A 19136-nucleotide genomic window follows, 5' to 3' on the forward strand; every position below is an offset into this window, starting at 1 on the left:
TACTACTTGTGATAGGGATGACCGGACAGCAACGTCCAGGCGCGATAGATCTGCTCGCCAATCAGGATACGCACCAGCGGATGCGGCAGGGTCAGCGGCGAAAGCGACCAGCGCTGCTCGCTGCGTGCACAGACCTCGGGTGCCAGGCCCTCCGGGCCGCCAACCATGAGATTGACGTTGCGCGCATCGAGCCGCCAGCGTTCCAGCTCGGCGGCCAGCTGCTCGGTGCTCCACGGCTTGCCGTGCACCTCGAGCGTGACGATGCGCTCGCCCGGCTGCACCTTGCCCAGCATGGCCTCGCCTTCCTGGCGGATCAACCGCGCCACATCAGCGTTCTTGCCACGAGTGTTGAGCGGAATCTCGTGCAGCTCCAGCGGCAGCTCGGAGGGCAGGCGCTTGGCGTATTCCTGCCAACCGTCCTCGACCCAGCGCGGCATCTTCGAGCCAACCGCGACCAGCTTGATCCGCACAGCTTACTCCGCGTCGTGGGCGTGCTGCGCGCGGCTCTGCTCGGCGCCCTGCCACAGGCGCTCAAGGTCGTAGAACTGGCGGGTCGGCACCTGCATCACATGCACCACCACATCGCCCAGGTCGAGCAGCGCCCATTCGCCGCCATCCAGACCTTCGCTGCCGAGCGGGCGCACGCCCTGCTCCTTGGCCTTCTCCAGAACGTTCTCGGCCAGCGACTTGACGTGCCGGCTGGAGCTGCCGCTGGCGATGATCATGTAGTCGGTGACACTGGTCTTGCCCTGGACATCGATGGTGGTGATGTCCTGGCCTTTCAGATCTTCCAGGGCGGCGACCGCCAGCTGGACCAAAGCTTCAGTTTGCATAACGTGAAAACAACCTCAGTTCGACGCCCGGTACAGTCCGTGCGCGTTGATATAAGCCAGTACGGCATCGGGAACCAGGAATCGGACCGACTTGCCGCTGGCCAACAATTGGCGAATCTGCGTGGCCGATACTTCCAGCGGCGTCTGCCAGACGAAAGCGATCTGCCCTGCCCCACCGCACAGCGCCTGCGGATCGGTCACGCTGCGCGCCGCGAGCAGATCACGCAGTGCCTGCGGCGCCTCGGTGCCGGCATCCGGCCGCTGCAGCACGAGGATATGGCAGTAATCGAGCAGCTCCTCCCAGCGATGCCAGGTGGGCAGACCACAGAAGGCGTCCCAGCCCACCACCAGCAGCAGCTGGTCGTCGGCACCGAGCTCGGCACGCAAGGAAATCAGCGTATCGATGGTGTAGGACGGTCTCTCGCGCTCCAGCTCCCGTGCATCCACACACAGCGGCGGCAGGTCCTGCACCGCCAGGCGGACCATCGCCAGGCGATCCTGTGCCGAGCAATTGGGCGTATCGCGGTGCGGCGGCCGCGCATTGGGTATCAACCGCAGCTCGTCGAGCCCGAACATCTCGGCCACTTCGAGCGCGCCGCGCAGGTGGCCGATGTGCACCGGATCGAAGGTGCCACCGAGAATGCCGATGCGCCGGGCGCCGCCTGCGTGATTCATCAGGTACGGACGTGACCGTCGCCGAAGACCACGTACTTCTCGCTGGTCAACCCTTCCAGGCCGACCGGACCGCGCGCGTGCAGCTTGTCGGTGGAGATACCGATCTCCGCCCCCAGCCCGTACTCGAAGCCATCGGCGAAGCGGGTCGAGGCGTTGATCATCACCGATGCCGAATCGACCTCGGTGAGGAAGCGACGGGCGTCGGTGAAGTTCTCCGTGACGATCGCATCGGTGTGCTGCGAGCCGTAGCGATTGATGTGCTCGATCGCCTCATCCAGCGAGTCGAGGATGCGGATCGAGAGGATCGGTGCGTTGTACTCGGTAGACCAGTCCTCTTCGCTGGCCGCCAGCACTTCGTTGCCGAGCAGCGCGCGCGTGCGCGGGCAGCCCCGCAGTTCGACGCCCTTGTCGCGATAAATGGCCGCCAGCGGCGGCAGCACCTGCTCGGCGATGCCCTGGTGCACCAGCAGCGTTTCCATGGTGTTGCACGGCGCGAAGCGCTGGGTCTTGGCGTTGTCGGCGATGCGGATGGCCTTGTCCACATCCGCCGCGACGTCGACATAGACGTGGCAGATGCCGTCCAGGTGCTTGATCACCGGCACCCGGGCGTCGCGACTGATGCGCTCGATCAGACCCTTGCCACCACGCGGCACGATCACGTCGACGTATTCCGGCATGCTGATCAGGGCGCCCACCGCGGCGCGGTCAGTGGTGTCCACCACCTGCACGGCAGCAGCCGGCAGGCCGGCTTCGGCGAGGCCGAGCTGGATGCAACGGGCAATCGCCTGATTGGAATGGATCGCCTCGGAGCCGCCACGCAGGATGGTCGCATTGCCCGACTTCAGGCACAGGCTGGCGGCGTCGATGGTCACGTTGGGCCGCGATTCGTAGATGATGCCCACCACGCCCAGCGGTACGCGCATCTTGCCGACCTGAATGCCGGACGGCATGTAGCGCATGTCGCGGATCGCGCCGATCGGATCCGGTAGCGTGGCGACCTGGCGCAGGCCCTCGATCATGCCGTCGATGACCTTGGGCGTCAGCGCCAGGCGATCGAGCATGGCGGCGTCCAGGCCATTGGCACGGCCGCCAGCCAGGTCCAGTTCATTGGCCCGCACCAGCTCGTCGCGAGCAGCGTCGAGCGCCGCGGCGGCGGCCTGCAGGGCACGATTCTTCTGCGCCGTGCTGGCACGCGCAAGCACTCGCGAGGCCTCGCGCGCGGCGCGGCCCAGGCGGGTCATGTAGTCGAGTACGGACTCGGTCATGGATCTAGCTGGCCTGACTAAAGGGAAAGCGGCTGATTATAGCCGTCCTGGCAGCCTACGCACAGCGACGACGGGGCGAAAGGGCTCCGATCGCGCCGCTCAGCATGACACCAGCGGGGTATTATCGGCACACAGGAAACCCGCCGCCCTTTCGTCAGGTCGAAAGGCGATCCCGATCCAAGGAAGCATGCATGGGCCAGTGGCTCGACCCCCTTACTCAATGGCTGGCAAGCCACCCACACTGGCTGGGCCTGGCACTGCTGCTCGTTGCCTGCATGGAGAGCCTGGCAGTCGTCGGCTTGCTGATCCCGGGTACCGTACTGACCTTTTCCATCGCCCTGCTGGCCGGTAACGGCGTCCTCACGCTCGGCGAAACCCTGCTGCTGGGCTTCATCGGCGGCCTGATCGGCGACCTGCTCTCGTATGGTCTGGGCCGCCGATACCATCAGGGCATACGTCGCCTGCCCGGCCTGCGCAACCACCCCGAGTGGCTGCTGCGCGCCGAGCATTACTTCCAGCGCTACGGCGTTGCCAGCCTGCTGGTCGGCCGCTTCATTGGGCCGCTGCGACCGATGCTACCAATGACCGCCGGCATGCTCGACATGCCCTTCGGCCGCTTTTTGCTGGTCAGCCTGTGTGCCGCCGCTGGCTGGTCGATGGCCTATCTGCTGCCCGGCTGGAGCGCTGGCGCGGCCATGCGCCTGCCGCTGCAGGAAGGCTTCTGGAGCGAGGCGGCGATCGTCGCCGGCGGCCTGCTGGCTCTGGCCGCCAGTACCGCGTACGGCAGCCTGCGCCAGCTGCGCTGGGTCAGTGCGCTGTCGGCAGCAGTCAGCGTAGCGATCCTGCTCGGGCTGTTTTTCGGCTGGCCACATTTCAAGGAGCTCGACGAAGGACTGCTCGCGGTAATCCAGAGCGAACGCAGCAGCGTGCTCGATCGCATCATGGTCGTCATCACCCGCTTAGGCGACTTCCACACCCAGCTCTGGGCCGGTGTCTTGCTGTGCGTGCTGCTCCTGATCCTACGCCAGTGGCGTGCAGCAATCTTTTCCATCCTCACGCTGCTGGGCACGGCCACGGCCAACGGTGCGCTCAAGGCCTCCTTTGCCCGCGTCCGTCCAGAGGTCTTGATGGAGCCGCTGAGCAGCTACAGCTTTCCCAGTGGACACAGCTCGGCCGCGTTCGCCTTCTTTCTCACCCTCGGCGTGCTCGCCGGCCGCGACCAGCCGCCGCGCCTACGCCTGGCCTGGCTGGTGCTGGCCAGCCTACCGGCCACGGCGATCGCGCTATCACGGGTCTACCTGGGGGTGCACTGGATGACCGACGTCACCGCCGGTGCACTGCTCGCGGCGAGCATCTGCGCGCTCAGCCTGACCCTGGTGCAATGGCGCGCCCCGATGGCAGCACTACCAGCCAAGGTATGGTGGCTGATCCTGCCCGCCTGCCTGGGACTGATCGGCGCGTTCAGCGTGTGGGCGCTGCCGGCCGCGATGCAAATGTATCGGTACCAGTGAGCATCTAGCGAAGGTGTGATCAGCTAGATTTCTGGTCACGAGCCAAGAATGTGCGACGTGTCGTTGCGCATATCACACCACCGGTGGTTAGTGCGCATCTAGCGCCGAGCAACCTTCCGACGTTGAGTTTCGGATAACTCAATAAGTGTCCAGGGAACTAGGATTAGTCCGATGCGAGAGTCACACCTTCTAACATTCAGCAGCCACGATGCCGTACCACTTTCCTACCGCCATTGGCCCGCGCTCTTGTCGGTAGAGACAACGAAAAGGCGGGCCGTCGTAATGTTCCATCGAGGACATGAGCATTCGGGTCGACTGGCCCACCTCGTTGATGAACTCGACCTTCCTGACTGTGATTTCTTTGCCTGGGATGCGCGCGGGCACGGTCTGTCGCCTGGCGCTCGCGGAGACAGCCCGAGCTTCGCGACGAGCGTGCGAGATGTGCAAACGTTCATTGAACACATCGGCTCGACCCACAACTTCGACGAGGAGGACTTAGCCATTGTCGCGCAAAGCGTAGGGGCGGTTGTCGTTGCGACATGGGCCCACGACTATGCGCCCAAAGTTCGCGCGCTGATACTGGCCTCACCGGCGTTCAGCGTGAAGCTGTACGTACCGTTCGCACGGGCGGCTTTGAGGCTGATACGAGCGTTTCGCGGCAACTTCTTCGTTGACAGCTACGTCAAGGCACGCTTCCTGACGCACGATCCCGCGCGGATTCAGAGCTATCAGCAGGACCCGCTTATTACCAAGGCCATTTCCGTCAACATGCTCCTTGGACTGCATGAAGCGGCGCGGCGCGTGGTTGCAGATGCGCAGGCGATCCAAATCCCGACGCAGCTCCTCATCTCAGGCGCGGACTTCGTCGTCGAGCGCAAACCGCAGGTGATGTTTTTCGAAAGACTCGGCTGCTTACGGAAAGAAAAACACCTTCTCCCCGGCTTCTTTCACGACACGCTTGGTGAGCGAGATCGTGAACGGGCAGTAAGCCAGGCCCGTCGCTTCATTCTTCACAACTTTGAAACGCCAACGGCACCTCCATCGCTCTTAGATGCGGACCGAATAGGCCCGATGCGAGCAGAAGCAGAAGCACTGGCCGCCCCTGTTGCCCCAAACTCAATACAAGAATGTTACTGGCGCGCCATGCGTGCAGGAATGCGCCTTGGTGCCCGGCTTTCCCATGGAATGAAGCTCGGCTTCGAGACCGGTTTCGATTCCGGCAGCACGCTCGATTATGTCTACAGAAACGAACCAGCAGGCCTGACCCTGCTAGGGCGCAAGATCGACCAGCTCTATTTGAATTCCATAGGCTGGCGAGCAATACGCCCGAGAAAAGCGCATGTAGAAGAGCTGTTACGCGGAGCGATAAGTCGGCTGCGAAGCACCGATCAGCCAGTACATATCGTAGACATCGCTGCCGGCCACGGTCGCTACATTCTTGAGGCAGTACAGAGTCTCGAAGAGCGCCCTGCTTCGATTGTTCTACGCGATTACAGCGACATCAACGTACGCGATGGTAGCGCCCTGATCCAGGCAAAGGGTTTCGAAGACGTCGCTCGGTTCATCAAGGCTGACGCATTCGATCAGGCCAGTCTGGCCTCACTCTCGCCGCGCCCAACGCTTGTAGTGGTATCGGGACTCTACGAGTTGTTCGGCGACAATCAGATGATCAGCCGCTCTTTGGCCGGCATCGCCGAAGCACTGCAACCGGGCGGTTACATCGTTTACACAGGACAACCCTGGCACCCACAGCTGAATCTCATCGCCCGAGTGCTGACCAGCCACCGAGATGGACAGGCATGGGTGATGCGGCGGCGTACCCAAGCAGAGATGGACCAATTGGTAGCAGCGGCAGGCCTGGCTAAAATCACCCAGCGTATAGACGATTGGGGGATCTTTACGGTGTCGTTGGCACAAAAGCCGCACTGACAAAGCCGACCTTTTCTAGCGAAACCAATTGGCCGGTGCGGCTCCAGGTCAAGTCGCCCAACACACGGGGCGACAGGCCTAAGCCCCGTCCTGCAATTGCTCGAGCAGGCTTTGAATCTGCTCCAGCTGGAGCTCCGGCTTGTCCAGCCTCAGCAACTCGATCTTCTGCGTGACCTCGAATGGCAGCAGGTAAGCCAGCTGATTGGCCAGGGTGGCCTGATCGTCGACGGGGCCGCCGAGCCCCAACGTCTTGACCATCGGATGCTGACCGAGCGCTTCGAGCAGTACCAGCAGGTCGGCGTGCCGCTCGTTCAGCGGTTGCAGGGCGGGCTCAGCGCGCCAGGCGACCTGGGCGACGGTCAGCTGGTCGTCCTGCACTTCGGACGACTGAACATCGAAGCGTCGCCCGCCTTCCACGCGTATGCCCAACAGGCCATTGGACAACTGCTGCCAGTCCCGAATATGCGCCTCGCAGCCGATGCTGGCGAAGGCCGTTGGCGCCGCGCCGACTTCACGACCATCCAGAATGTGCACCACGCCAAAGCCATGACCAGCCTTTAAGCACTGGCTGACCATGTCCAGATAGCGCGCCTCGAATATCTGTAATTCGAGCGCACAACCGGGAAACAGCACGGTATCCAGCGGGAACAGCGGCAATCTCATGCGGACTCCATCACAGCAGCAGGGCGACCACCAGCGGCAACAGCACCGCGGTCAGCACCCCCATCAGACTCATGGCCAGCGCCGCGAAAGCACCGCACTCGTCGCTTTCCTGCAGCGCCTGCGCCGTGCCCACGGCGTGAGCGGTCAGCCCCAGCGCGATGCCGCGGGCTGCAGGATGCTGAACGCCAAACCGGCGCAACAGTTCCGGACCGATAATCGCGCCGAGCACACCAGTGATCATCACGAACACCGCGGCCAGGGCCACAACGCCACCGATCTGTTCGGCGACCAGCATGGCGATCGGCGAGGTCACGGATTTCGGCGCAAGGGTCATGAGGATCATCTCGTCGGCACCGAACGCCCAGGCCAGGGCCATGCCCAGCGCCGTGGCGAATACGCCGGCGACCAGCAGGGTGACCACGATCGGCCCGAACAGCTCGCGGATGCGCCGCAGGTTGAGGTAAAGCGGCACGGCCAGGGCCACGGTGGCCGGCCCAAGCAGGATGGTTAGCCACTGGGCGCTGATGCGGTACTCCTCGTAGGCGATACCGCATGCCAAGAGGATGCCGACCACCAGCGCCATCGACACCAGCACTGGCTGTAGAAACACCCAGCGAGTCTTCTCGTAGGCGGCAAATGCCAGCTGGAACGCCGCCAGGGTGATGCCCACGCCGAACAGCGGATGGTGGATCAGCGCCTGCCAGGCCGCATACCAATGCAACTCGATCATGTCCCCTCCTGACGGCGCTGCTTGCGCCGGATCAGCGCCTGCATCAGCCAACCGGTGAAGACCAGCGAGATCACCAGCGAAATCACCAGCACGCCGATGATGGCCCAGAAATCGTCCAGGATCGCCTCGGTATAGGCCATCACACCCACTGCCGGGGGCACCAGCAGAAGCGGCAGATAGCGCAGCAGGCTACTCGCCGCCAGCTGAAGCGATTCGCTTGCCCTGCCACGCGCCAGCAGACCAGCGAACAACAGCACCATCCCAATGATCGGGCCTGGCAGCATGGGCAGAAACAGCACGTTCAGCACGGTGCCAAGCAGCTGGAATGCGACCAGCCAGGTCAGGCCTCTGAGCAGCATGGGAGCCTCCTGCAAAAATGCGGACAGTATAAGGGCCAACGCTGCCAGCTGCCCGCGCGGCGCTATGACGGGCCATTCGCGCTGCCGATGCTGGTTTGCAGTTGCTAGTGCACGTGCTGATCTAGCCCCGGTGCAGTCGCCTACTGCCCATGGCCGCTCATCCTGCAATCACAAGAACAACCCGGAGGATTCATGCCACAGGTACCCGTCGCACAACTGAAGGACTTCATCGGCAAGGAACTCGGTCACTCCGACTGGCTGACCATCGACCAGCAGCGTGTCGATCAGTTTGCCGACTGCACCGGTGACCACCAGTTCATCCATGTCGACGCCGAGAAGGCCGCGCAGACCCCGTTCGGCGGCACCATCGCCCACGGCTTCCTGTCACTGTCGCTGCTGCCGATGCTCTCCGGTGACCTGATGGTGGTTCCCGAGGGCACGCGGATGGGCGTCAACTATGGCCTGGACAGCCTGCGCTTCATCCAGCCGGTACGCGTCGGCTCGCGGGTGCGGCTGGGGCTGACGCTGATCGATGCCCACGAAAAAAATCCCGGCCAGTGGCTGCTCAAGGCCCGCGCTGTGATGGAGATCGAAGGCTCGGAGAAACCGGCCTACATCGCCGAAACCCTGGCTCTGTGCATCCTCTGAGCGGCAACCCTGCGCGATTGTCGCAGCCCGCCCGGTTTGCGGCATACTGCGGACGTCCTGCCTGAGCGGATGTCCGCATGCTGCGTCTTATTCCCTTCCTGTTACTCGGTCTGCTCACCGCCTGCGGCGAGGGCGAGCCTCTAACCCCTGCCGATGGAGTGCTGCCGGACGGCGGCCGCTACCGCGGCGAGATCGTCGACGGCCTGCTGCAGGGCAGCGGACGCATCGATTACCCGAACGGCAGCTACTACTTCGGCGAGTTCAAGGACGGCCAGTGGCATGGCTTCGGTACCTGGAACGGCGCCACCGGCGATCGCTACGAGGGCGAGTTCAAGCATGGCCTGTTCGACGGCCTCGGCCGCTTCAGCTACGCCGAGGGCGGCGTCTACGAAGGCGAATTCCAGGCCGGTCGCATGCACGGCCACGGCCGTTTCAGCCAGGACGGCACGGTCTACGAAGGCGAGTTCCGCAACAATCTCTACCACGGCCAGGGCAAGCTCGAGTATGCCGATGGCTACGTCCATCAGGGCCAGTTCAGCCGAGGCCAGCCGGATGGTCCTGGTACCCGCAGCGACGTCGATGGCCAGCTCAGCGGCGATTTCAGCGCCGGCAGCCTGAACGGCGAAGGCAGCTACGTGACCGGCCAGGGCGAACGCTACAGCGGCCAGTTCGAGAATGACCAGTTCCATGGCCAGGGCCGCTACGAGGACAGCGACGGCAACGTCTGGAGCGGTACCTTCGTCCATGGCGAACTGAGTGGCACCGGCAGCCACCTCGCCAGCGATGGCAGCCGTTACGTCGGCCAGTTCCGCGGCTGGCGCTACCACGGCCAGGGCCGGCTCGACCGTGCCGATGGCAGCTTCTACACCGGCGGCTTTCGCCAGGGACGCTTCGCCGGCGAGGGTGCGCTGACCGATGCCGTAGGCCGCGAACTGCGCGGCACCTGGCACAACGGCCGGCGCATCCGCGACGAACAGGGCCACGCACTGCCCGACCCGTTGGAGATCGCCCTACTGGAGCAGGGTGACCTGCTCGACAGCGCCATCGAGGCACTGCCGCCATCCACCCCGGCGGCCGAACTCTATACGCTGACGTTCGCCGGCGACGGTCGCCAGAGCGTGTTCATGCGCGAAGCGGATTACGTGCAGCGGCTGCTGGCCGAGCGCTTCGAGGCCCGCGGCCAGCTCAGCCTGGTCAACCATCGTGACCACCTGGCCGACCGCCCGCTGGCGACCCGGGAGAACCTGGCGCGGGCCATCCGCGCCCTGGCCGAGCGCAGCGGCGAGGAAGACCTGATCTTCCTCTACTTCACCAGCCACGGCTCGGCCGAGCACGAACTGGTGTTGAGCCAGCCGCGTCTGAGCCTGGACGACTTGCCCGCCGGCGACCTTGCCGAACTGCTCACGCCGCTGGCCGGGCGCAAGGCGATGGTGGTGATATCCGCCTGCTACTCCGGTGGTTTCATCGAGCCGCTGAAGAATCAGCAGACGCTGATCATGACTGCCGCGCGTGCCGACCGGGTGTCGTTCGGCTGCTCCGAGCAGAGCGACTTCACCTACTTCGGCCGCGCGCTGTTCGCCGAAGCATTGCAGGAAACCGACGATATCGTGCAGGCCTTCACGCTGGCGGCGGCAAAGGTTGCCGAACGCGAGCAGGCCGACGACTATCAGGCATCGGAACCGCAATTATGGGCACCGGAACCGGTCGTCCAGCGCTGGCAGGAACTGCAGCAACGACGTGCCGCCCAATGATCGCCACAGGAGCACAACCATGTATTTGACGCCACAGCGCATTCTGCTTGCCGGCGCCACCGGACTCACTGGCGAGCATCTGCTCGATCGCCTGCTCAACGAACCCACCGTCGAACGCGTGCTGGCGCCGACGCGCAAGCCGCTGGCCGCGCACCCACGCCTGGAAAACCCGGTCGGCGAGCTGCTAACAGTGCTGCCAACTCTGAGCGGCGCGATCGACACGGCCTTCTGCTGCCTGGGCAGCACACTCAAGCAGGCCGGCAGCCAGGAGGCCTTCCGCGCCATAGATCATGACCTGGTGCTGGCATTCGCCCGCCGCGCCAAGGAAATGGGCGCCCGCCATCTGCTGGTGATCAGCTCACTGGGCGCCAGCACGGACAGCTCAATCTTCTATCTCAAGGTAAAGGGCGAGACCGAGGCCGCACTGCAGCAGCAGGACTGGCCACAACTCACCATCGCGCGACCTTCGCAACTCATCGGCCCACGCCTGGAGTCGCGCCTGAGCGAGCGCATCGCCGCGCCGCTGTCGCAGCTGCTTCCAGGCAAGTACCACGGAATCGAGGCCTGCACGCTGGCGCGAGCGCTCTGGCGCCTGGCGCTGGAAGAAGGCGACGGCCTGCGCATCGTCGAGTCGGACGAACTGCGCAAATTGGGCAAGTAACTTTCGGCCGGACTTCTGGCCGTGATCGTCGCGAGGGCCGGCTTGCCGCCGGCTCGCAGGCGTAGCGCGGATGTCGCTATTTACTTCCGGCTCGCCCGGCGGGGCGGATCGGTGCCGCGCGATCCACCCTGCGAACCTGCGCGAGCTTTAGTGGCCGCTCATACCTTGATGAAGTGCTCGCGGTAATGCCGCAGCTCGGCGATGGAATCGCGGATGTCGTCCAGCGCCAGGTGAGTACCACCCTTCTTGAAACCTTCCATGATTTGTGGCGCCCAGCGTGCCGCCAGCTCCTTGAGCGTCGAGACATCCAGGTTGCGGTAGTGGAAATAGGCTTCCAGCGTCGGCATCTGCCGATAAAGGAAACGACGGTCCTGGCAGATGCTGTTGCCACAGATCGGCGACTTGCCCTTGGGCACCCACTGCTCGAGGAACTCCAGGGTCAGGCGCTCGGCTTCCGCCGTGGAAATCCGGCTCTCGCGCACACGCTGGGTCAGCCCCGAACCGCCGTGCTGGCGGGTGTTCCACTCATCCATGCCGGCGAGGACTTCGTCGCTCTGGTGCACGGCGATGACCGGTCCCTCGGCCAGCACGTTGAGCTGGCTGTCGGTGACGATGGTGGCCATCTCGATGATGACGTCGTTGTCCGGATCCAGACCGGTCATTTCCAGGTCGATCCAGATCAGGTTCTGTGGGTTCTGCATGAGGGGCTCCTTGGCTGTGCGGCGCAGTTTAGCCGCTCGCGCCGGCGCCGTCAGGTGGGCCGGCCGGGTACCAGATCAGCAAGCGTGAGCCGCGCCAGTCGCCGATCGACAGCACCTCGGCCGGCTCGACACCGGGCACCGCGAAACTGTTACTGATCAGCATCGCACCGGGGCGCATTTCCGCCCGCGCCTTTTCCCACAGCGCCGCCATGGGCGCCGGTGAAAGGAAGCAGTAGACAACATCGTACTCGCCGAGATCGACGCGCCACAGGCTGAGCGGCTGGACATGGCAGTTGCGCCGAGGCAGGCAGCGCAGCCAGGACAGGGCGAAGGTCAGCGGTGCGGTTTCCACTCCGACGAAGCGCGCCGCCGGATATGCCCGTGCCAGCCGCACCAGGGTACCGGCCAGCCCACTGCCCAGATCGATCAGACGAAAATCGTTCGGCAGCACCGCCAGCCGCACACGCAACCGGCGCTCGGTCTGCGAGCCGGTCAGGTAGAGCGGCACCCGCTCGCCGAAGGCGTTCCAGTTGAGCAGCAAGAGCAGCGCGAGGCCGCTCAGCGGCGCCCATGCCGGCACATTGAGGTCGCCGAACAGCAGCAGACCAGGCACGAAGAGCAGGTTGATCGGCAACCACCAGACCGACAGGCCGAGTCGCGCCCCGATCAGCGCGGCCAGAGCGCCCTGCGCGAGCGCGGTGGGGAGCAGCCCTGGGCGCACGGCAAAGCCCCAGAGCAGGCCGAACGCCAGTAGCCAGACGAGCAACAGCGCCAGCAACTGGGCCAGCAGCGCGCGTAGAACAGGCAAGCGGGTAAGCGTGGTGGCGGACATGATCAGCGGTCGTCGAACCAGGGCCGGTCAGTCTAACCGTCTGCCGACGCGCCATACAGGCCGCAGCCAGCCGGCATGCTAGACTCGCCCACCAAAACTGCGAGACAACCCCCACCCATGGCCAAACGCCAACTCAACCGCCGGCAGAGCTGGCGCATCGAGAAGATCCAGGAAGAGCGCGCCGCCCGTGCCGCACGCCGTGAGAGCCGTGCCCTCGAGGAGCTGGAAGGCGGCGACCTCGGCCCGGAACAGACCGGGCTGGTCATCGCGCATTTCGGCGTACAGGTCGAGGTCGAGGCACTGGAGGGCGAACACAGCGGCCAGGTGTTCCGCTGTCACCTGCGGGCCAACCTGCCGGCACTGGTCACCGGCGACCGCGTGGTCTGGCGCCCGGGCAACCAGGGCATCGGCGTCATCGTCGCGCAGCTGCCGCGACATTCGGAGCTGTGCCGGCCGGACATGCGTGGCCAGCTCAAGCCGGTGGCGGCCAATGTCGACCTGATCGTCATCGTCTTCGCACCGCTCCCCGAGCCGCACGCCAACCTGATCGATCGCTATCTGATCGCAGCCGAGCACGCTGGCATCGCGCCGCTGCTGCTGCTAAACAAGGCCGACCTGATCGACGAGCAGAACGAGGCAGCACTGAACCGCCTGCTGGACGTGTATCGCCAGCTGGATTATCCGCTGCTGGAGGTCTCCGCCCATGGCGGCGCCGGCATGGACGAGCTGAAGGCGCGCCTCGACGGTCACGTCAGCGTGTTCGTCGGGCAGTCCGGAGTTGGCAAGTCGTCGCTGGTCAACAGCCTGCTGCCGGGCGTCGATACCCGTGTCGGCGCGCTGTCGGAAATGACCGGCAAGGGTACGCATACCACCACCACCGCGCGGCTGTTCCACTTCCCCGGCGGCGGCGAGCTGATCGACTCACCCGGCATTCGCGAATTCGGCCTCAGCCACGTCAGCCGCGCCGATGTGGAAGCAGGCTTCATCGAATTTCAGGAGCTGCTCGGGCACTGCCGTTTCCGCGACTGCAAGCACGATCGCGAACCGGGCTGCGCGCTGCTCAAGGCTCTGGAAGAGGGGCGTATCCAGCCACAGCGCATGGCCAGCTATCGACATATTCTCAGCAGCCTGCCGGAATCGGACTACTGAGTTCATCCCGGCCGGTCAGCGACCGTCGGGTTGGCCGAATTGCAGCACCCCGTCTTCAAAGATGTTCAGCCGCTCGCGCAGCTGTTCGGGCTGCAACGGCTCCTCGACGGGTGCTGTCGCGCCGGGCGAAGACTGGGCAGGCACCGCACCGCCCTCATCGTCGCGCTGCGCGCCGGGCTGCTCGCCCTCGATCGAACGCTGCGCCTTCTTTGTCAGCACCAGGATATCGATGCGACGGTTCACCGGGTTGAACGGATCCTTGCGATCGAACAGTGCCGATGAGGCATAGCCCACCACCCGCGCAATCTGCTCCTCGGGATACCCACCTGCTACGAGCGTGCGGCGCGCGGCATTGGCGCGGCTGGCCGATAGCTCCCAGTTGCCGAAATCGCCGCGCCCGGAAAACGGCTTGGCGTCGGTGTGTCCGCTGATGCTGATCTTGTTCGGCACGGCGGCGATGGTGTCCACCAGCGCCAGCAGGATGTCCTCGAAGTAAGGCTGTAGCTGGGCGCTGCCGAGGGCGAACATCGGTCGGTTCTCGGCATCCATGATCTGGATGCGCAGGCCATCCTGGGTGATCTCGAAGAGGATCTGGTCCTTGAACTTCTGCAGCTCGGGGTTCTCGTCGACCTTGTTCTGCAGTTCCTGCAGCAGCAACTCCAGCCGCTCGCGCTCGATCTGCTCGGCGAACGTCTCGGCCTGCTGCGCGTCGATCTGCGCCTCGCTCTGTGCCGGCTCCAACTCGGGGTTGAGGGTGCGATCCGGTGACGGCGTCGGCGTGCCGCCCAGGTCGATCACATGCGGGCTGGCGCTTTCGGTGAAACCGATGGGGTCCTGGAAATAGCCGGAGATGAGTTTCTTCTGCTCCGGCGTGGCCGAACTCATCAGCCACATCACCAGGAAGAACGCCATCATCGCCGTGGCGAAGTCGGCGAAGGCGATCTTCCAGGCGCCACCGTGATGACCGCCCGCGACCTTCTTGACCCGCTTGACGATGATCGGTTGGGTATTGTCCATGGCGAACCTTTAGCTGCCACGCATGGCTTGCTCGAGCTCGGCGAAGCTCGGGCGGTGCGCCGGATAGAGAACCTTGCGGCCGAACTCGACGGCCAGGCTCGGCGGCATGCCCGAGGCCGAGGCGACCAGCGTCGCCTTGATTGCCTCGTAGACGTTGAGCTCTTCCTTGGCGTCGTGCTCCAGCGCCGCGGCCAGCGGACTGAAGAAGCCATAGGAAGCCAGGATGCCGAGGAAGGTGCCGACCAGAGCGGTAGCGACCTTTTCGCCAATCTCGGCGTTGTTCGCTTCAGCCAGGATCGACATGGTGATCACGATACCCAGTACCGCCGCGACGATACCCATCGCCGGCAAACCATCAGCGACCTTGCTGACGGCATGAGATGGGTGCTCCAGTTCTTCCTTCAGGCTGGTCAGCTCCATGTCGAACAGGCCTTCGAGTTCGTGCGGCGCCATGTTGCCGGAGGACATGATGCGCAGGTAATCGCAGGTGAAGGCGGTCATCCGCTCGTCCTGCAGGAAGCCGGGGTACTTGCTGAACAATGGACTGGCAGCCGGATCCTCAAGATCGGCCTCGATGGCCATCATGCCCTCGCGGCGGCTCTTGTTCAGGATCGAATAGAGCAGGCTGAGCACTTCCAGATAATAGGTATGGGTGAAGCGCGTGCTGAACATCTTCAGCGACTTCTTGAAGACGATCATGGTGGTACTGCCGGGGTTGGCCTGCAGGAAGCCGCCCAGGGCGGCGCCGCCAATGATCATCACCTCGAATGGATGGATCAGTGCGCCGATCTTGCCGCCCGAAAGCACGAATCCGCCCAGCACACTGGCGAACACCACGATGATGCCGATTATCTTGACCATAGGAGGTACGTCTGAAACCTGGTTACGAGCCGTCCGGATCAGGGCAAAACAGCGCCCCAAGTCGCTACCAGACGACCTTGCAAAAGGAATGTTGGAAGAATTGTTCTGGTTATCGGAACTTTTGCGCCAGACTAAAGGCCATCCCGATGAAAAGCTAGTTCGGCCATGACCACCACGCCCCCGCTACCACGCACCCTGCCCGCCTGGATCAAGGCACTCGACGATGCTCCCCTGCCCGCCTTTGCTGCCGTTCATGAACGGGTTCGCCTGGCGTTGTGCGACAGCAGCAAGTCGATGCGGCAGATCGCCGAACTCATCCAGGACAGCCCGGTGCTGGCGCTGCGCTTCATTCAGGAAGCCAACCGCGGCATCGGCGATGGCCAGCCGGCCGAAAGCCTGGAGGTCGCGCTCAGGCGCATCGGCGTGCAGCGCGCCGAAGCATTGCTGGCGCGCATTCCGGCCATGGAGGCGGCCGACATGCCGCGACCGCTGCGGCAACTGGTGCTGATCAGCCGCCATGCCAGCCAGCAGGCCAACGGGCTGTTCGCCGCCCGCCTGGCCCGGCTGTGGCAGGACATCCACTGGGGCAGCCTGCTGTTTCTGGCGCCGGCCTGGGCACTGATCGGCACCTATCCGCACCTGCTGGAGAGCTGGGAACAGCGGGTATTGGTCAAGGGCGAACCAGCCAGCCGCGTCGAGCGTGAACTGCTCGGCGTTTCCCTGCTGGAGCTGTGCCTCAGGCTTGCCGAGCATTGGCGCCTACCCGACTGGATCGCTCAGGGCTATCGTCTGCTCGGTGCCGATCGGCGCCGGCTGATCAGGGCCCTGCATATCGCCCACGACAACGAACACCCGCTGCACCAGCAGCAGATGCTCGACGCCGACCCCGAGCTACGCCGCTGGCTTACATTGCCGAGCAACACCATCGTGCTGGCCAACGGCTTGGCGCTATCGGCACACCACAGCTGGAGCGGCGTGCACAGCCTGCGCTGGCAGCGGCTGGCCGGACTGTACCTGCAGGTGCCACTGGACGAGATGCAACAAATGGTGCACCAGCAAGCGGTCATCAGTGCCCGCGAGTTCGGCCCGACCGACCTCTGGCACCCGGCCCAGGGCCTGCTGTGGCCCACCGGCAGCCGCTTCCAGACCCTGCGCGAAGCACCGACCCCGAGCGCGGCCGACCTGGCCGAGTGGCGCGACCAATGTCGCCGCCTGCTGGGCGATCCCTCACCGTTCAGCAACATCCTGCAACTGACTGCCACGGCCAGCCGCGCACTGACCTGCGCCGGCCTTCAGCGCTCCCTGGTGATGCTGGTCGACCGCAAGCAGAATCGCCTGGTCAGCCAGCAGGGCAACGGCCTGCCTGCCGATGCCACGCGCCTGACGCTGGCTCCGGAGCAGAGCCAGATTGTTCGGCGCCTGCTGGAAAAACCTGCCCAGCTGCGACTGCAACCATCCAACATGGCGCAGTTCTCGGCCCTCCTGCCCGGCACGCTCAAGAAACTGTTCGCCGGCGAGCACCTGCTGTTGCGCTCGCTGGGAATCGACGGGCGAGTACTGATGCTCATTGTTGCCGATCAGAACGGCGCGCCCATGTCGGACACGGTACTGCAAACATTCGTTAAAACATCCCAGTGCATCGAGCGCGCGCTGAGCAATTTCAGCAGGCGCGGGGGCTGATCTTTTTCGCTAGACTTCGTCCCTTCCATGACTGAGTCGAGGCCCGCCGTGTCCGTCTTTTCCCACCTGCCGCTGGTGATCGAGCCTGCCGATCTGGCCGCTCGCCTCGATGCGCCGGAACTGATTCTGGTCGATCTGACGAGCGCCGCTCGCTATGCCGAAGGCCATCTGCCGGGTGCTCGCTTCGTCGACCCCAAGCAGACCCAGCTCGGCCAACCGCCAGCGCCCGGCCTGCTTCCCGACATCGCGCAGCTGCAGCAGCTGTTCGGCGCACTGGGGCATCGCTCCGACGCGGTCTATGTGGTCTACGACGACGAGGGCGGCGGCTGGGCCGGGCGCTTCGTCTGGCTGCTGGATGTGATCGGCCATCACCACTACCACTACCTCAACGGCGGCCTGCACGCCTGGCTGGCCGAGGGCCGGTCACTCACCCAGCAGGTACCCGCGGCCGCCGCCGGCCACCCGAGCCTGACGCTCGACGAAGCGCCCACAGCCACCCGCACCTACATCGAGAGCCGCCTCGGCGCGGACGACCTGGCTATATGGGACGCTCGCTCACCGGCTGAATACCGCGGCGAAAAGCTGTTCGCCGCCCGCGGTGGCCACATCCCCGGGGCGGTCAACTTTGAGTGGACCGCCGCCATGGACCCAGCACGTTCGCTGCGCATCCGCGAGGACATCGCCGAGCACCTGCGGGCACTCGGGATCGTCCCGGAGAAGGAAATCATCACCCATTGTCAAACCCACCATCGCTCAGGCCTCACCTACCTGATAGCCAAGGCGCTGGGCTATCCGCGCGTCAAAGGCTACGCCGGCTCCTGGGCCGAATGGGGCAACCTGCCTGACACCCCGGTGCAGCAATGAAAAGGACCAACATGAAAGAACGCCTGTTCGTCGCCAGCCAGTATGTGCTGCCGCATCACCTGATCTCACGACTGGCCGGCTGCCTGGCTGAATGCCGGCTGCCCTGGGTGAAGAACACCTTCATCAAGTGGTTCGTCCGACATTTCCAAGTCGACATGCGCGAGGCCCAGACGGAAGAACCTACGGCCTACGAACATTTCAACGCCTTTTTCACCCGCGCGTTGAAAGACGACGCGCGCCCACTGGACACCACGCCTGGCGCCATCCTCAACCCCTGCGACGGGGCCATCAGCCAGCTAGGCCGCATCGAGCAGGGCCGCATCTTCCAGGCCAAGGGGCACAGCTTCAGCGCCATGGAGTTGCTCGGTGGCGATCATGAGCGCGCGGCGCCGTTCATGGGCGGCGCATTCGCTACCGTGTACCTGTCGCCCAAGGATTATCACCGTGTGCATATGCCGGTCAGCGGCACGCTGCGCGAGATGGTCTATGTACCGGGACGGATTTTCTCCGTGAACACCGTTACCGCCCAGGGGGTACCGGAGCTGTTCGCGCGCAACGAGCGGGTGGTCTGCCTGTTCGATACCGAGCATGGGCCGATGGCGATGGTGCTGGTCGGCGCGATGATCGTTGCCAGCATCGAAACGGTCTGGGCCGGACTGGTCACGCCGCCCAAGCGCAGCCTCCGGACCTTCCGTTACGACGAAGCCGCGCGCGCGCCGATCCACCTGGAAAAGGGTACGGAGATGGGGCGCTTCAAGCTTGGTTCGACCGTCATCCTGCTGTTCGGTCCGGACCGTGTTCGCTGGGCCGAGCAGCTCGGCCCGCTAAGTCCCGTGTGCATGGGCCAGGCCCTGGGGCAGGCGGAATCGAGCGCAGTGGTCGCCGAGCCGCTCGACCAGCTCTAACGCCCTCAGCCGACGTTCGGCCGGCAGCTGCTGCCGAATGTCGGCTAATATCACCAGGCCATTATTCAGTTCTGCCCGCTGCGGCAGATATTGATAGAGTTC

The 19136-nt window shown here is 64.6% G+C and carries 20 protein-coding genes; 9 read left to right on the plus strand and 11 right to left on the minus strand.

Going from position 1 to position 19136, the window contains the following annotated elements:
• Positions 1 to 2: 2 nt before the first annotated feature.
• The 4 genes from rlmH to HZR81_RS01410 are packed head-to-tail and all read right to left on the minus strand — an operon-like array spanning position 3 to position 2773.
• A complete protein-coding gene (rlmH, locus tag HZR81_RS01395; RefSeq protein WP_063540847.1) occupies positions 3 to 470 on the minus strand; it encodes a 23S rRNA (pseudouridine(1915)-N(3))-methyltransferase RlmH in 468 nt (155 codons plus the stop codon).
• Between the two features lie 3 nt (positions 471 to 473).
• Complete coding sequence (gene rsfS / locus HZR81_RS01400; RefSeq protein ID WP_110775733.1) at positions 474 to 833, minus strand: ribosome silencing factor; 360 nt, start codon at positions 831 to 833, stop codon at positions 474 to 476.
• A 15-nt stretch (positions 834 to 848) separates the two neighbouring features.
• A complete protein-coding gene (gene nadD, locus HZR81_RS01405; protein WP_110775731.1) occupies positions 849 to 1508 on the minus strand; it encodes a nicotinate-nucleotide adenylyltransferase in 660 nt (219 codons plus the stop codon).
• The gene (locus HZR81_RS01410) at positions 1508 to 2773 is read right to left on the minus strand and encodes a glutamate-5-semialdehyde dehydrogenase (RefSeq protein ID WP_500127117.1); all 1266 of its coding nucleotides are present in this window, start codon (positions 2771 to 2773) and stop codon (positions 1508 to 1510) included. The genes nadD and HZR81_RS01410 overlap by 1 nt, the downstream gene beginning before the upstream one ends.
• A 191-nt stretch (positions 2774 to 2964) precedes the next feature.
• Between HZR81_RS01410 and HZR81_RS01415 the strand changes: the two genes are divergently transcribed.
• Complete coding sequence (locus HZR81_RS01415; protein WP_500127118.1) at positions 2965 to 4284, plus strand: bifunctional DedA family/phosphatase PAP2 family protein; 1320 nt, start codon at positions 2965 to 2967, stop codon at positions 4282 to 4284.
• A gap of 171 nt (positions 4285 to 4455) precedes the next feature.
• Positions 4456 to 6213: a bifunctional alpha/beta hydrolase/class I SAM-dependent methyltransferase gene (locus tag HZR81_RS01420; protein ID WP_500127119.1), complete on the plus strand. Its 1758-nt coding sequence runs from the start codon at positions 4456 to 4458 to the stop codon at positions 6211 to 6213.
• 78 nt (positions 6214 to 6291) lie between these two features.
• Here the strand turns inward: HZR81_RS01420 and HZR81_RS01425 are convergent, their stop codons facing one another.
• The 3 genes from HZR81_RS01425 to HZR81_RS01435 are packed head-to-tail and all read right to left on the minus strand — an operon-like array spanning position 6292 to position 7965.
• Positions 6292 to 6876 (minus strand): LON peptidase substrate-binding domain-containing protein, encoded by a 585-nt coding sequence (locus HZR81_RS01425; RefSeq protein ID WP_500127120.1) that lies wholly within the window; start codon positions 6874 to 6876, stop codon positions 6292 to 6294.
• Positions 6877 to 6886: 10 nt separating this feature from the next.
• Positions 6887 to 7606, minus strand: a complete 720-nt coding sequence (locus HZR81_RS01430; protein ID WP_125867086.1) for an LrgB family protein — start codon at positions 7604 to 7606, stop codon at positions 6887 to 6889.
• On the minus strand, positions 7603 to 7965 hold the full coding sequence (locus tag HZR81_RS01435; protein ID WP_125867087.1) for a CidA/LrgA family protein: 363 nt from the start codon (positions 7963 to 7965) through the stop codon (positions 7603 to 7605). Before HZR81_RS01435 ends, HZR81_RS01430 begins: the two co-directional genes overlap by 4 nt.
• Positions 7966 to 8157: 192 nt before the next feature.
• On the opposite strand from HZR81_RS01435, the gene HZR81_RS01440 reads away from it, so the two are divergent.
• The 3 genes from HZR81_RS01440 (at position 8158) to HZR81_RS01450 (ending at position 11025) form a co-directional block, all read left to right on the plus strand.
• Entirely contained in the window at positions 8158 to 8613 is a 456-nt protein-coding gene (locus tag HZR81_RS01440) for a MaoC family dehydratase (RefSeq protein WP_458992227.1), read from the plus strand.
• Positions 8614 to 8690: 77 nt separating this feature from the next.
• The gene (locus tag HZR81_RS01445; RefSeq protein WP_500127122.1) at positions 8691 to 10364 is read left to right on the plus strand and encodes a C13 family peptidase; all 1674 of its coding nucleotides are present in this window, start codon (positions 8691 to 8693) and stop codon (positions 10362 to 10364) included.
• Between the two features lie 19 nt (positions 10365 to 10383).
• Complete coding sequence (locus HZR81_RS01450) at positions 10384 to 11025, plus strand: oxidoreductase (RefSeq protein ID WP_500127123.1); 642 nt, start codon at positions 10384 to 10386, stop codon at positions 11023 to 11025.
• Positions 11026 to 11183: 158 nt separating this feature from the next.
• On the opposite strand, the gene orn is transcribed toward HZR81_RS01450, so the two are convergent.
• On the minus strand, positions 11184 to 11726 hold the full coding sequence (gene orn / locus HZR81_RS01455) for an oligoribonuclease (protein WP_133455525.1): 543 nt from the start codon (positions 11724 to 11726) through the stop codon (positions 11184 to 11186).
• 28 nt (positions 11727 to 11754) lie between these two features.
• Positions 11755 to 12558: a class I SAM-dependent methyltransferase gene (locus HZR81_RS01460; protein ID WP_500127124.1), complete on the minus strand. Its 804-nt coding sequence runs from the start codon at positions 12556 to 12558 to the stop codon at positions 11755 to 11757.
• 117 nt (positions 12559 to 12675) lie between these two features.
• Between HZR81_RS01460 and rsgA the strand changes: the two genes are divergently transcribed.
• Positions 12676 to 13707, plus strand: coding sequence for a small ribosomal subunit biogenesis GTPase RsgA (gene rsgA, locus HZR81_RS01465; protein ID WP_500127125.1), 1032 nt, complete (start codon positions 12676 to 12678; stop codon positions 13705 to 13707).
• A 15-nt stretch (positions 13708 to 13722) separates the two neighbouring features.
• Here the strand turns inward: rsgA and motB are convergent, their stop codons facing one another.
• Positions 13723 to 14724 carry a flagellar motor protein MotB gene (gene motB / locus HZR81_RS01470; protein ID WP_152481821.1) on the minus strand — a complete coding sequence of 334 codons (1002 nt, stop codon included), beginning with the start codon at positions 14722 to 14724 and terminating at the stop codon, positions 13723 to 13725.
• 9 nt (positions 14725 to 14733) lie between these two features.
• Positions 14734 to 15585, minus strand: a complete 852-nt coding sequence (gene motA / locus HZR81_RS01475; protein WP_500127126.1) for a flagellar motor stator protein MotA — start codon at positions 15583 to 15585, stop codon at positions 14734 to 14736.
• Between the two features lie 165 nt (positions 15586 to 15750).
• Between motA and HZR81_RS01480 the strand changes: the two genes are divergently transcribed.
• From HZR81_RS01480 to asd, 3 genes are read left to right on the plus strand one after another with little or no spacing between them, the layout of a single operon-like run.
• On the plus strand, positions 15751 to 17265 hold the full coding sequence (locus HZR81_RS01480) for an HDOD domain-containing protein (protein ID WP_500127127.1): 1515 nt from the start codon (positions 15751 to 15753) through the stop codon (positions 17263 to 17265).
• A 48-nt stretch (positions 17266 to 17313) separates the two neighbouring features.
• Complete coding sequence (locus HZR81_RS01485) at positions 17314 to 18129, plus strand: rhodanese-like domain-containing protein (protein WP_095460182.1); 816 nt, start codon at positions 17314 to 17316, stop codon at positions 18127 to 18129.
• Positions 18130 to 18140: 11 nt separating this feature from the next.
• Complete coding sequence (gene asd / locus HZR81_RS01490; RefSeq protein WP_125867095.1) at positions 18141 to 19034, plus strand: archaetidylserine decarboxylase; 894 nt, start codon at positions 18141 to 18143, stop codon at positions 19032 to 19034.
• Positions 19035 to 19136: the final 102 nt, after the last annotated feature.

The sequence above is a fragment of the Pseudomonas sp. LM13 genome (assembly GCF_041381355.1).
GTDB lineage: Bacteria > Pseudomonadota > Gammaproteobacteria > Pseudomonadales > Pseudomonadaceae > Stutzerimonas > Stutzerimonas frequens.